12 protein-coding genes are annotated in these 12,870 nt (G+C 71.1%); 2 read left to right on the top strand and 10 right to left on the bottom strand.

All coding sequences use genetic code 11. The annotated features are described in order from the left end of the window. Window positions 1-18 precede the first annotated feature (18 nt). A complete protein-coding gene (locus tag ACH4TP_RS00475; protein ID WP_389231997.1) occupies window positions 19-561 on the top strand; it encodes an alpha/beta fold hydrolase in 543 nt (180 codons plus the stop codon). A 13-nt stretch (window positions 562-574) separates the two neighbouring features. On the opposite strand, the gene mnmA is transcribed toward ACH4TP_RS00475, so the two are convergent. Beyond that, window positions 575-1,690 (bottom strand): tRNA 2-thiouridine(34) synthase MnmA, encoded by a 1,116-nt coding sequence (gene mnmA / locus ACH4TP_RS00480; RefSeq protein WP_389231994.1) that lies wholly within the window; start codon window positions 1,688-1,690, stop codon window positions 575-577. Window positions 1,691-1,751: 61 nt separating this feature from the next. Here mnmA and ACH4TP_RS00485 point away from each other — a divergent pair, with 61 nt between their 5' ends. After that, on the top strand, window positions 1,752-2,426 hold the full coding sequence (locus ACH4TP_RS00485; RefSeq protein WP_398189429.1) for an N-acetylmuramoyl-L-alanine amidase: 675 nt from the start codon (window positions 1,752-1,754) through the stop codon (window positions 2,424-2,426). On the opposite strand, the gene ACH4TP_RS00490 is transcribed toward ACH4TP_RS00485, so the two are convergent. The 9 genes from ACH4TP_RS00490 to ACH4TP_RS00530 all read right to left on the bottom strand — a co-directional run bounded on the left by ACH4TP_RS00490 (window position 2,419) and on the right by ACH4TP_RS00530 (window position 12,846). Then, window positions 2,419-3,582, bottom strand: a complete 1,164-nt coding sequence (locus ACH4TP_RS00490; protein ID WP_398435027.1) for a cysteine desulfurase family protein — start codon at window positions 3,580-3,582, stop codon at window positions 2,419-2,421. The two genes, ACH4TP_RS00485 and ACH4TP_RS00490, sit on opposite strands and share 8 nt — an antisense overlap. A gap of 145 nt (window positions 3,583-3,727) precedes the next feature. Beyond that, the gene (locus ACH4TP_RS00495) at window positions 3,728-4,579 is read right to left on the bottom strand and encodes a thioesterase family protein (protein ID WP_398189423.1); all 852 of its coding nucleotides are present in this window, start codon (window positions 4,577-4,579) and stop codon (window positions 3,728-3,730) included. Window positions 4,580-4,602: 23 nt separating this feature from the next. Continuing rightward, window positions 4,603-5,280, bottom strand: a complete 678-nt coding sequence (locus ACH4TP_RS00500; protein ID WP_398189420.1) for a trimeric intracellular cation channel family protein — start codon at window positions 5,278-5,280, stop codon at window positions 4,603-4,605. A gap of 100 nt (window positions 5,281-5,380) precedes the next feature. Beyond that, a complete protein-coding gene (locus ACH4TP_RS00505) occupies window positions 5,381-6,565 on the bottom strand; it encodes an ABC transporter ATP-binding protein (protein WP_398435760.1) in 1,185 nt (394 codons plus the stop codon). Between the two features lie 8 nt (window positions 6,566-6,573). Next, window positions 6,574-7,680 carry an ABC transporter ATP-binding protein gene (locus ACH4TP_RS00510; RefSeq protein ID WP_398189417.1) on the bottom strand — a complete coding sequence of 369 codons (1,107 nt, stop codon included), beginning with the start codon at window positions 7,678-7,680 and terminating at the stop codon, window positions 6,574-6,576. Continuing rightward, window positions 7,677-8,675: an ABC transporter permease gene (locus tag ACH4TP_RS00515; RefSeq protein WP_041131357.1), complete on the bottom strand. Its 999-nt coding sequence runs from the start codon at window positions 8,673-8,675 to the stop codon at window positions 7,677-7,679. Before ACH4TP_RS00515 ends, ACH4TP_RS00510 begins: the two co-directional genes overlap by 4 nt. A gap of 113 nt (window positions 8,676-8,788) precedes the next feature. Then, complete coding sequence (locus tag ACH4TP_RS00520) at window positions 8,789-10,552, bottom strand: ABC transporter substrate-binding protein (protein ID WP_389235967.1); 1,764 nt, start codon at window positions 10,550-10,552, stop codon at window positions 8,789-8,791. Window positions 10,553-10,662: 110 nt separating this feature from the next. Continuing rightward, window positions 10,663-11,691 carry an ABC transporter permease gene (locus tag ACH4TP_RS00525; RefSeq protein WP_041131355.1) on the bottom strand — a complete coding sequence of 343 codons (1,029 nt, stop codon included), beginning with the start codon at window positions 11,689-11,691 and terminating at the stop codon, window positions 10,663-10,665. 363 nt (window positions 11,692-12,054) lie between these two features. Then, window positions 12,055-12,846: an enhanced serine sensitivity protein SseB C-terminal domain-containing protein gene (locus tag ACH4TP_RS00530; RefSeq protein ID WP_389235971.1), complete on the bottom strand. Its 792-nt coding sequence runs from the start codon at window positions 12,844-12,846 to the stop codon at window positions 12,055-12,057. Between the last annotated feature and the right edge of the window lie 24 nt (window positions 12,847-12,870).

Genomic DNA, 12,870 nt, shown 5'->3' on the forward strand with positions numbered 1-12,870 from the left:
GCCCCGGTCTGCCCTGCCATGGACGTGGTGAGCAGGGGTCGTGTGGTGTCGCGGGACGGCACGGAGATCGCGTACGAGCGGTACGGGGACGGGCCGGCCGTCGTGCTGGTGGGCGGCGCGGCCGGCGGCGGGCGGGCCCTCGCGGGGCTGCTCGCCCGGCGGTTCTCCGTCGTGACGTACGAGCGGCGCGGTCCGGCCCTGGTGGAGCGGGAGATCGAGGACCTGGCGGCCGTCCTGGAGGCGGCGGGACCGGGCGCGGCCGTGCACGGCACGGAGACGGGCGGGGCCCTCGCGCTCGCGGGGGCGGCGGCCGGGCTGCCGGTGGGCGCGGTGTCGGTCTACGAGCCGGAGCCGCTCGCGGACGGGCTCGCCCGGGCGGTCCACGCGCGCGTGCTGGTCGTCGACGGCGGCGCCAGCCCGGTGGCGACCCGGCAGGCGGCCCGCGCCCTGTCGGCGGCCCTCCCCCGGGCCCGGCACCGCACCCTGACGGGCCAGACGCACGAGGTGGCCCCGCACGTGCTGGCCCCGGTCCTGCAGGAGTTCCTCGACGGGCCGGTCTAGGCGACGGGCGTTTCTAGGCGGGCGCGGCCGTGCGCCGCGTCGTGGTCGCGATCGTCGCCGAGCCCACCACGCGCGTGCCGTCGTACAGGACGATCGCCTGGCCGGGGGCGACGCCGCGGACGGGCGCGTCGAAGGTGACCTTCAGCTCGCCGTCCTCCATGGAGGCGCTCACCGGCGTCTCGTCGCCGTGGGCGCGGAGCTGGGCGGTGAAGCGGCCCGGGCCCTCGGGGGCGGTGCCGCACCAGCGGGGCTTGATGGCGGTGAGGGCGGTGACGTCGAGGGCCTCGGCGGGGCCGACGGTGACGGTGTTGTTCACGGGCGAGATGTCGAGGACGTAGCGGGGCTTGCCGTCCGCGGCCGGGTGGCCGATCCGCAGGCCCTTGCGCTGGCCGATGGTGAAGCCGTACGCGCCCTCGTGGCTGCCGATCTTCGTCCCGGCCTCGTCGACGATGTCGCCCTCCGCCTTGCCCAGGCGGGCGGCGAGGAAGCCCTGCGTGTCGCCGTCGGCGATGAAGCAGATGTCGTGGCTGTCGGGCTTCTTCGCGACCGCGAGCCCGCGCCGCTCGGCCTCCGCGCGGATCTCGTCCTTGGTGGTGAGGGTGTCGCCGAGCGGGAACATGGCGTGGGCGAGCTGCTTCTCGTCGAGCACGCCGAGGACGTACGACTGGTCCTTGGCCATGTCGGAGGCCCGGTGCAGCTCGCGGGTGCCGTCCTCGTTGAGGACGACGGTCGCGTAGTGGCCGGTGCAGACCGCGTCGAAGCCGAGGGCGAGGGCCTTGTCGAGGAGCGCCGCGAACTTGATCTTCTCGTTGCAGCGCAGGCACGGGTTGGGCGTGCGGCCCGCCTCGTACTCGGCGACGAAGTCGTCGACGACGTCCTCGCGGAACCGCTCGGCGAGGTCCCACACGTAGAAGGGGATGCCGATGACGTCGGCCGCCCGGCGCGCGTCGCGCGAGTCCTCGATCGTGCAACAGCCGCGCGCTCCCGTACGGAAGGACTGCGGGTTGGCGGAGAGGGCCAGGTGCACGCCGGTGACGTCGTGACCGGCTTCGGCGGCGCGGGCGGCGGCGACGGCGGAGTCCACTCCGCCCGACATGGCGGCGAGGACGCGGAGAGGAGTCTTAGTCATAGCGGTACCAGGGTACGGGGCTCCGGGAACCGCGGTCGCGTGAGTAAGCGTTCTCCCGGGCATGGGGAGCAAGCCGAAGGGCACGGGGGACGGGGCGGGCGGGCGGCGCGTGGGGCGCCGGGCCGTGCTGATCGGCGGCGCGGCCGCCGCGGTGGGCACGGCCGCGCTGGCGAGGGACGAGCTGGGCCGGCTCTGGTGGCGGCTGCCGGGGATGGAGAAGAAGCGGGTCGAGGGCGAGCTCGACCACAAGGGCGCCGAGTGGACGGCGGCGTCGCGGGCGAACTGGCGGCGGGCCGACCGGCCGGACGACTATCCGATCGACCGGGTCGTGATCCACGTCGTCCAGGGCAGCTACGCGAGCGCCCTGAAGGTCTTCAAGGACCCGGCACACGGGGCCGCCGCGCACTACGTGGTCCGCAAGGACGGCCATGTGGCGCAGATGATCCGCGAGCTCGACGTCGCCTTCCACGCCGGGAACCGCGACATGAACGAGCGGAGCGTCGGCATCGAGCACGAGGGCTTCGTCGACCGGCCGCAGGACTTCACGACGGCGATGTACGAGGGCTCGGCGCGGCTCACGGCCGACATATGCGCCCGGTACGGGATACCCGTGGACCGGGAGCACATCATCGGGCACGTGGAGGTGCCGGGCACGGACCACACCGATCCCGGTCCGCACTGGGACTGGGACCGGTACATGGGGCTCGTGCGGAAGGCCCGCGCGCGGCTCAGCTGAGGCCGGCGGTCCTGGCCCTCTCCACGGCCGGGCCGATCGCCTCCGCGACCGCCGCCACGTCCTCCTTGGTGGAGGTGTGGCCGAGGGAGAAGCGCAGGGTGCCCCGGGCCAGGTCCGGGTCGGTGCCGGTGGCCAGCAGGACGTGGCTGGGCTGGGCGATGCCGGCCGTGCAGGCGGAGCCGGTGGAGCAGGCGATGCCGGCCGCGTCGAGCAGCAGGAGCAGGGAGTCGCCCTCGCAGCCGGGGAAGGTGAAGTGGGCGTTGGCCGGGAGCCGGCCGGCCGGGTCGCCGCCGAGGATCGCGTCGGGGACGACCGCCCGGACAGCGGTGACGAGCTCGTCGCGCAGGGCTCCGACCTCGCGGGCGAACTCCTCCTGCCCCTCGGCGGCGAGGCGGGCGGCGACCGCGAAGGCGGCGACGGCCGGCACGTCGAGGGTGCCGGAGCGGACGTGCCGCTCCTGGCCGCCGCCGTGCAGCACGGGCACGGGGGTGTACTCGCGGCCCAGGAGCAGGGCGCCGATGCCGTACGGGCCGCCGATCTTGTGGCCGGACACGGTCATCGCGGCGAGGCCGGAGGCGGCGAAGTCGACCGGAACCTGCCCCACGGCCTGGACGGCGTCGGCGTGCAGCGGTACGCCGAACTCGGCGGCGACGTCGGCGAGTTCGCGGACCGGCATGATCGTGCCGATCTCGTTGTTCGCCCACATGACGGTGGCCAGCGCGACGGATTCGGGGTCACGGGCGATCGCCTCGCGCAGCGCGTCCGGGTGGACGCGGCCGTGGTGGTCGACGGGCAGGTACTCGACGGCCGCGCCCTCGTGGGTCGCCAGCCAGTCGACGGCGTCGAGGACGGCGTGGTGTTCGACCGGGCTGGCCAGGACGCGGGTACGGCGGGGGTCGGCGTCGCGCCGGGCCCAGTACAGGCCCTTCACGGCGAGGTTGTCCGCCTCCGTGCCGCCGGAGGTGAAGACGACCTCGCTCGGCCGCGCGCCGAGCGCGGCCGCGAGCGTCTCCCGCCCCTCCTCGACGGTCCGCCGGGCGCGCCGTCCGGCGGCGTGCAGGGAGGAGGCGTTGCCCGTGACGGCGAGCTGGGCGGTCATCGCCTCGATCGCCTCGGGCAGCATGGGCGTGGTCGCGGCGTGGTCGAGGTAAGCCATGGTGCGTCGATTCTACGAGCCCGGACACCCCGGCCCGCCGCCCGGCCCGTTCACACCGGACGGCGACGGCTGTTCTCGGCCGCGAGGCGCCGTGCCGCGTATCGACCGCGAGGCGCCGTGCCGCGCATCGGCCGCGGGGCGCGGGTCAGTCGCGCGGGGCGCGGGCCAGCTGGCGGGACTGGGCCACCAGGCGGTCGGCGCTGTCCCAGACCTCGGCGTCCTCCTCCAGGAAGCCGCCGGCGAGGTTGCGGGTGGTGATGGAGACGCGGAGGGGGCCGGGGGCGGGGCGGCAGCGGATGTGGGTGGTGAGCTCGACGGTGGGGGTCCAGCCCTTGAGGCCCAGCTCGAAGGAGGTCGGCGGGAGGGCGTCCACGGAGAGGAGGAGCGACAGGGCGTCGGGCTCGCGGCCGTCGGCGAGGCCGAACCAGGCCCGCATCTCGCCCCTGCCGGACGGGGCGCCGACCGCCCAGCCCACGCAGGCGGGGTCGAGGCGGAGGTCGAGGCGGTCCGCGATCGCCGAGGAGCCGGGGATCCTCGGGGCCGGGGCGTCCGCCGCGCTGAAGCAGTTCTCGATCGCGGCGATCGCCGGGGGCGTCGCGGAGGTGCGGACGTCGTCCGTGAGGGCGTCGAGGTCCCCGTACGAGGCGAGGACGCGGATGCGCTCGACCTCGGTGCCGTCCTCGGCGTACTGGAAGAGCGAGGCCTGTCCGGTGGAGAGGGTGCGGCCGGTGCGGACCGTCTCCGTGCGGATGACCGCCGGGCCCGGCACGGAGGGCGTCAGGTAGTGCGCCGAGATCGTGAACGGGTCCGGGTGCGGGAGGTGGTCGCCGAGGGCGCGGCCGAGCAGGGCGAGGAGGTAGCCGCCGTTGACGGCGTGGATGATGGTCCAGCCGGCGGAGAGCTCGGCGTCGTAGACCCCGGGCTCCCGGAGGGTGACGGCGGTGTCGCGGTCGAACTCACTCGTGAGGGCGACGGCGTTCTCGGTGCTCGTGCTCATGTTTCCGACGGTACCGCAGGTTGCTACTGAGCGGTAGCTTTTTCCGGTTCCTCGCGCGCGGAGGAGCGGCGGTTCCAGGCGCGGGGCGCCCGCCAGTGGTAGCGCATCGCGAGCAGGCGGAGCGTGAAGGCGGTCACGACGGCGGCGCCGCTCGTGAACCCGTTGAGCGCGTCGAACCGGATGCACAGCACGACCATCGTCGCGCCCACGATCGCCGGGACGGCGTACAGGTCCCGGTCCCAGCGCAGCAGCGACGGCACCTCGTTCGCCAGCACGTCCCGCAGCACACCGCCGCCGACGGCCGTCGCGAGGCCGAGCGCGGCGGAGGAGGTGAGGCCGAGGCCGTAGTCGTACGCCTTCGTCGTCCCCGTCACGCAGAAGAGGCCCAGACCGGCCGCGTCGAAGACGTTCACCGCGGTCTGGGTGCGCTCCACCTCCGGGTGGAGGAAGAAGACGAGGACCGTCGCGATCAGCGGCATCAGGAAGTAGCCGAGATCACTGAAGGCGGCGGGGGGCACGGCCCCGATGACCAGGTCCCGGAAGAGACCGCCGCCGAGGGCGGTCACCTCGGCGAGCACGGCGATGCCGAAGACGTCGAAGTTCTTGCGGACGGCGAGGAGGGCGCCGGAGATGGCGAAGACGAAGATGCCGACGAGGTCGAGGGCGTGTTGGACGGAGGGGGTGAACAGATCGTGGAGCACGGGCCCATTGTCCCGGTTGTTCCGTCCGTCCCCGACATGGACATGGGGAGGCCCCCGTCGCCGTGCGGCGGCGGGGGCCTCCCTCGGCCTCGCCCAGGGATCACTCCCCGGACGCGTCGTCCTTCTTCACGTCGACCTCGGCCTTCACGTCGGCCTCGGCCTTCACGTCGGCCTCGGCCTTCGCGGCCGGCTCCGCCGGCTCCGGCGTCTCCGGCGTCTCCGGCGTCTCCGGCGTCTCCGGCGTCTCCGGCTTCTTCGTGATCGTGACCTCGACCGACTGGCGGGCCTCCGGGACCGTGAGGCCCTCCGCGTTCTCCGGGTGGTGGCAGGCCACGCGCTGGCCCGGGCGGAGCTCCAGGAGCGGGGGCTCCTGGGTGCGGCAGAGGTCCGTGGCCTTCCAGCAGCGCGTGTGGAAGCGGCAGCCCGCCGGCGGGGCGATCGGGGACGGGACGTCGCCCTGGAGCAGGATGCGCTCGCTCTTGACGCCCTTGCGGCGCGGGTCCGGGATCGGGACCGCGGACATCAGGGCCCGGGTGTACGGGTGCATCGGGGACTCGTACAGGGACTTGCGGTCCGCGAGCTCCACGATCTTGCCCAGGTACATCACCGCGATGCGGTCCGAGACGTGCCGGACGACCGACAGGTCGTGCGCGATGAACACGTAGGTGAGGCCCAGCTCCTCCTGGAGGTCGTCCAGGAGGTTCACCACCTGCGCCTGGATGGAGACGTCCAGGGCGGAGACCGGCTCGTCCGCGACGACCAGCTTCGGCTTCAGGGCCAGGGCGCGGGCGATGCCGATGCGCTGGCGCTGGCCGCCGGAGAACTCGTGCGGGTAGCGGTTGTAGTGCTCGGGGTTCAGGCCGACCAGGCTGAGCAGGCGCTGGACCTCCTTCTTCACGCCGCCCTCGGGCTCGACGCCCTGGAGCTTGAAGGGGGCCGAGACGATCGAGCCGACCGTGTGGCGCGGGTTCAGCGAGCCGTACGGGTCCTGGAAGATCATCTGGACGTCCCGGCGCAGCGGACGCATGCCCGAGACGCCGAGGTGCGAGATGTCCGTGCCCTGGAACTCGATCTTCCCGCCGGTCGGTTCGAGGAGGCGGGTGATGAGCCGGCCCATCGTCGACTTGCCGCAGCCGGACTCGCCGACGACACCGAGGGTCTCACCGGGGTAGACCTCGAAGTCGAGCCCGTCGACCGCCTTGACCGCGCCGGTCTGACGCTGGAGCAGGCCCTTCCGGATGGGGAAGTGCTTCTGCAGGCCGGTGACCTTCAGCAGGGGTTCCATCGTGTCGCTCACAGCTTCGGCGCAATCTCTTCGGTCCAGATGCGGGTGCGCTCCTCCTGCGGCATGTGGCAGGCCGAGTGGTGACGCTCTCCGACGAGGGTCAGCTCGGGGCGCTGGGTACGCGTGATGCCGCCCTTGGGGACGTCGGCGTACGGGCAGCGGGGGTTGAAGGCGCAGCCGCTCGGGACGTTGATGAGGCTGGGCGGGTTGCCCTTGACCGGGATGAGCCGCTCGGTCTGCTCGCGGTCGATCCGCGGCATCGAGCCGAGCAGGCCCCAGGTGTAGGGGTGCTGCGGCTCGTAGAAGACGGACTCGGCCGGTCCGCGCTCGACGCAGCGCCCGCCGTACATCACGAGGATGTCGTCGGCGAGCTCGGCGACGACGCCGAGGTCGTGCGTGATGATGATGACCGCGGAGCCGAACTCCTTCTGGAGGTCGCGCATCAGGTCGAGGATCTGGGCCTGGACCGTCACGTCGAGCGCCGTGGTGGGCTCGTCGGCGATGAGGAGCTCGGGGTTGTTGACGAGCGCCATGGCGATCATCGCGCGCTGGCGCATGCCGCCGGAGAACTCGTGCGGGTAGTTGTCGAACCGCTTGGCGGGCTCGGGGATGCCGACCCGGTCGAGGAGTTCGACGGCCCGCTTCTTCGCCGTCTTCTTGTCCACGGGGTGGTGGACGCGGTACGCCTCCACGATCTGGTGGCCGACCGTGTAGTACGGGTGCATCGCGGACAGCGGGTCCTGGAAGATCATCGCCATCTCGCGGCCGCGCATCTTGCGGACCTCTTCCGGGTCGCCGGAGAGGAGCTCGCGCCCGTTCAGCCAGATCTCGCCGGAGATCCTGGCCTTCTGCCGGCCGTACTGGCCGACCGTGTGCAGGCCCATGATGCCGAGCGAGGTGACCGACTTGCCGGAGCCGGACTCGCCCACGATGCCGAGGGTCTTGCCCTTCTCCAGCTGGAAGCTGAGGCCGTCGACCGACTTCACCAGACCGTCGTCGGTCGGGAAGTGGATCTTCAGGTCGCGTACGTCGAGGAAGGCTTCGGAGGGGGCGGACTTCCCGGTGTCGACGGGCTCTCCCACCGCCGCGCCGGTCTTCGTCAGCTTGTCCGTCATGCGAGCCTCACTCGGGGGTCGATCACCGCGTACAGAAGGTCCACCACGAGGTTCGCGAGGACGACGCAGGCGGCGGTGATGAGGGTGACGGCCAGGATCAGCGGCAGGTCACGCTCGCTCACGCCCTTGATGGCGAGGCCGCCGAGTCCGTGGAGGCTGAACGCGGTCTCGGTCAGGATCGCGCCGCCGATGAGGGCGCCGAGGTCCATGCCGAAGATGGTCAGGATGGGGGTCATGGTGGAGCGCATGGCGTGCTTGCCGAGCACGACCGACTCCGGCAGGCCCTTGGCCCGCGCGGTGCGGATGTAGTCCTCGCCGAGGACCTCCAGCATGGTGGCGCGGGTGAGGCGCGCGTACATCGCCGCGTACAGGAAGGCCAGGGTGACCCAGGGGAGGAGCAGGCCGCCGAACCAGCCGGTGAAGGACTCGGTGATCGGCACGTACGAGGCGTCCACCCAGCCGAGCTGGGTGCGGAAGACGAGCATCGCCAGCATGGCGGTGAAGAAGATGGGGAGCGAGACACCGGCGAGCGCGGTGATCATCGCGGCACGGTCGATGATCGTGCCCCGCTTGAGCGCGGAGACCACGCCCGTGGCGACACCCATGACCAGCCACAGCACGGCGGCGCCGATGACCATGGACAGGGTGACCGGGAAGGCGTCGGCGAGCATCGTCGACACGTCCTGCTCGGTACGGAACGAGTAGCCGAAGCAGGGCGCGGCGCAGTGGATCGTGTCGCCGCCGCCGGTGTAGTCCCGGCCGACGAAGATGCCCGAGACGAAGTGCCAGAACTGCACCAGGATCGGATCGCCCAGGCCGAGCTTCTGCCGGATGGCCTCGATGGAAGCCGGATCCGCCTGCTTGCCGACGAACATCGCGGCAGGATCACTGCCGGTCATCTTGGGGATGAGGAAGAAGATGCTGAGCGTCACGAGCGTGACGACGAGCAGCATCACGACGACTGCGAAAAGCCGTCGGATTATGTATGCAAGCATGCGGTCGGCCGGTCGGCGGCCGGGGAATCCGGTCGGATTCCCCGGCCGCCGGGGCGGCCATCACCTGCCCTTCGGACCTGGCGGCGGGTGGTGCGCCGGTGAAGCGGGTCGGATTACTTGACGACGCCGAGCGACGCGTAGTCGTAGCGGCCGTTGTAGGCGTCCGCCGTGTAGACGTTGGTCAGCCGGGAGCTGCGCCAGATGATGTTCTTCTCGTTGGTGAAGGGCAGGTAGACCGCGGCCTCCGACACCTTCGTGTTGATCTGCTTGTAGAGCTCGCCGGCCTTGTTCGGGTCGGTCTCCTTCAGCGCCTGGTCGAACAGGCCGTTGATGGCCTTGTCGTTCAGCTCGGCGAAGTTGTTGTTGCCGCTCTGGAGGATGAAGCGGCCGTCGACCAGCGGCTGGAGGAAGCCCTGGCCGGTCGGGAAGTCGGCGCCCCAGCCCATGATGATGATGCCGTAGCCCTTCTCCTTGACCACCTTCGGCGAACCGATGATGCCGGAGGTCTGGGCGCCGTCGAACTGGTCGATCTGGGCGTCGATGCCGACGGCCTTCAGCGACTGCTGGAGGGACTCGGCGGTCGCGATCTCGATCTTCTTGTTGTTGCGGACCGCGATCGTGGTCTTGAAGCCGTTCGGCTTACCGCACTTCTTCAGCGCCTCCTTGGCCTTGGCCAGGTCCGGGGCGCCGGCGAGCTTGCCGTACGGGTCGTACGTCGGGTCGCCGCCCTTGATGCCCGGCGGCAGCATGTTGGGGGCGATGTCGCCACCGGCCTGCGGGCCGCCACGGGCGGTCTGGAGGGACTTCGAGTCGGCGGCGTAGATGATCGCCTTGCGGCACTCGATGTTGGGGATCACCGTCTGCGGGAAGACCGCGTAGCGGATGAAGCCCGTCTGCGGGTTGTCGACGTTGCCCTTGTGCTGCTGGAGCACCTTCTGGCGGGCGGCGGCGCCGACACCGGTCGCGTTGATGTCGAGGTCGTACTCGCCCTCGACCAGACGGTTGTCCATGTCGTCGGCGTTCGTGGTGAACGTGACGCTGATGCTGTCCGGGAGCGCCTTGCGGACGGTGTCGGACTTGGCGTCCCACTTGTCGTTGCGGACGAGCTTGATGGACTTGTTCGGCGTGTACGACTGCCACTTGTACGGGCCGGAGGAGAAGGGCTTCAGGCCGTACTGAGCCTTGGTGTCCTTGTCCTGGCGGACCGGGGAGGCGGCCGGCATGGCCAGCATCTGCAGGAAGTCGCCGTTGGCGACCGGCAGCTTGAAGATGATGGTCTTGTCGTCCGGCGTCTCGATCGCCTTCAGACCGAGCTTGTCCGTGGTGGTGTCCTTGTACGGACCCTTGTACTCGCCCTTGGGGTCGAGGACCTGCTGGAGGTAGATCGGGCCGCCGGAGATGACGTCCTGGGCCCAGATGCGCTCGATGCCGTACTTGATGTCCTTGGAGGTGATCGGCTTGCCGTCCTCCCAGGTGATCCCGTCCTTCAGCGTGAAGGTGTAGGTGAGGCCGTCGGCCGAGACCTTGCCGGCGTCGGTGGCGAGGTCGGGGACCAGCTCGGTGGAGGCGGTGCCCGGGGCGGCCTTGAAGGTGACCAGCTGGCGGGTGTAGTAGCGGGCGAAGTCCCACACGAAGCCGTAGTAACCGCGCTGCGGGTCCCAGTTGTCGGCCTCCTGCGAGCCGATGAACTTCAGCTCGCCGCCCTTCTTGTCGGAGGCGTTGGCGACCTTGTTCACACCGGCGTTGAAGCCGGGCGCACCCGCGCTGTCCTTGCCGCCGTCCTTGCCGCCACCGCCGCCACAGGCGGTGGTGACGACCATCGTGGCCGCCGCAAGCAGCGCGCCCGCGGCGATTCTGCGCTGAGAGCTCTTCAGCATGGGTCCAGCAACCTCCGGGATAGTGGCGGCCGTCACGGCGGTCCGCCGAGTGGGGATGGGCCTCCTGTCGCCATCGGCAGGGGCGGGTCTTGCGTGTCGTCGGCGAACGGTCAGCGGGAGCCCTTCGGGTCGAGCGCGTCACGCACGCCGTCGCCGAAGAGGTTGAACGCCAGAACGGTGATGAAGATCGCGAGGCCGGGGATCACCATGAACAGGGGGTCCGACTCGTAGGTGGTGATGGCCGTCGACAGCATCTGGCCCCAGGAAGCGGTGGGAGGCTTCACACCCGCGCCGAGGAAGCTGAGCGCCGCTTCGGTCAGGATGTTGGTGGGGATCATGAGGGTCGCGTAGACCGTGATCGGGGCGATCAGGTTGGGCAGCAGTTCGCGGCGCAGGATGTAGAAGCGGCCGGCGCCCAGGCTCTGGGCGGCCTCGACGTACTCGCGGTTGCGCAGCGAGAGGGTCTGGCCTCGGACGATGCGTCCGACGTACGGCCAGCCGAAGAAGCCGATCACCAGGACGAGGGCGGCGATGCGCACGCCCGAACCGTCCAGGCCGAGCAGCTCGTTGGGCAGCACCGAGACCAGGGCGATCGTGAAGAGCAGCTGCGGGAAGGCGAGCATGACGTCCATGACCCGGCTGAGGGCCGCGTCGATCCAGCCGCCGAAGTAGCCCGCGATGATGCCGAGGATCGTGCCGAGGAAGACCGCGAAGACCGCCGCCAGGAAGGCGACGAGCAGCGAGATCCGGGCGCCGTAGACGATCCGGCTGAAGACGTCGCGGCCGTTGACGGGCTCGACGCCGAGGAGGAAGTCGCCGTTGATGCCGCCCCAGGACCCGATCGGCGTGCCGAACAGCGGGTCGATCTGGTCCTCGTGGAACTCGTCCGGCGGGTGGCCGAGGAGGCCCACGATGACCGGCGCGAAGATCGCGACGAGGATGAGGAAGATGACGACGAAGGCGCCCGCGAGGGCCAGCTTGTCGCGCTTGAGGCGGGTCCAGGCGATCTTCCAGGGCGAGCGCCCCTCGATCGCCTTGCCGGCCGCGCCGGACTTGTCCGGAGTGCCGGGAGCGTCGGGCGCGCCGTCGACGGTGGCGGTCGCCTCGCCCGCACTCGTCTCGTGCAGTGGTGCCGTCATCGTGGTGAGGACCCCTCTCGGCCGCGGATAGCCGGCCCTTGCCCGCCGCGGGTAGCGGCTCGGTGGAACAACCTGCTGGGCATCCGCTCGAAAGGAGGTGGAACGCCCGGTGTTCCGGGGAGTCTTCAATGCGCTCGCGATCACCCGCCAGACCTGAAGGTGAATGTTTGCTCAAACGTGATGCGGTGCTGCGACTTCCGTTATCCGGACGTCGCGATCACCTGAGCGGACCAACCGGGGCTCTCTTGTGCGCAATCGGACATGCCGCTCAACAGGTGTCTTCACCTATGGAATTGGGGTGAACGAAGGCCTCCGGAGGGGACTCCGGAGGCCTTTGCCGACAAGTGGGACACGAGGGGCGTCTCAGTATCCGGACGGAGCCGGGGGCGGGTAGCCGTATCCCGGGACGGACGCGGAACCGCGTCCGGCATGCGCCTCGCGGTCGTAGAAGGGGCGCGCGTTCGACCGCAGCCAGAGGGCCACCGGGTCGTACGCGTCGGAGAGCGCGACCGTGGAGACGGGCAGTCCGTCGGGGACGGAGCCGATCGACTGGCGCATCATCGAGCGGACCGTGTCGACGGCCGCCGGGGAGGTGTCGTACAGGTCGAGACCGATGACGAGGTACGCGGAGCCGAGCGCGGGCTGCACCCAGCCGCGGCGCAGCGACCGGACGACCGGGGTGCGGTGCGCGTTCTGCGTGAGCAGGGCGTAGAACTGCGGGATCTCCAGGGCGGGCTCGGTGACCCGCAGCGGTCCGGCGGGCATCCGGTCGAGACCGGTGGCGATCCGGCGCAGATCGGGCCAGGGGATGCCGACGCCGCCGCCGGGGGCATGCGGATTGAGCCAGACGCCCCAGCGGTCGGGGTAGAGGGCGCGGGCGATCTCGCGGCCGGTGACGAGCTCGTGGGCGCGGTTCCAGCCGGAGGCGGAGAGCTCCTGGGCGGAGGTGACGCAGGGCGCGTACCCGAAGCCGTCGACCTCCATGTTCCCGTACTGGGCGTCGGGCGCGCCGGGGGCGCCCTGCCAGAGCAGCATGAAGAGCTCGCCGTCGGCGAGGGCGTGCAGCAACTGCTCGTACGCGTCGTAGCGTCCGGGTGCCACCTGGCGCAGTCTGTGCTCGACTCCTCCGGCCGCTGCCGTGCCCGACGCGCTCACCCTGGGTCCCGCCCCTCTTCCGTC

The organism is Streptomyces sp. NPDC021012 (genome assembly GCF_044333355.1).
Classification (GTDB): domain Bacteria; phylum Actinomycetota; class Actinomycetes; order Streptomycetales; family Streptomycetaceae; genus Streptomyces.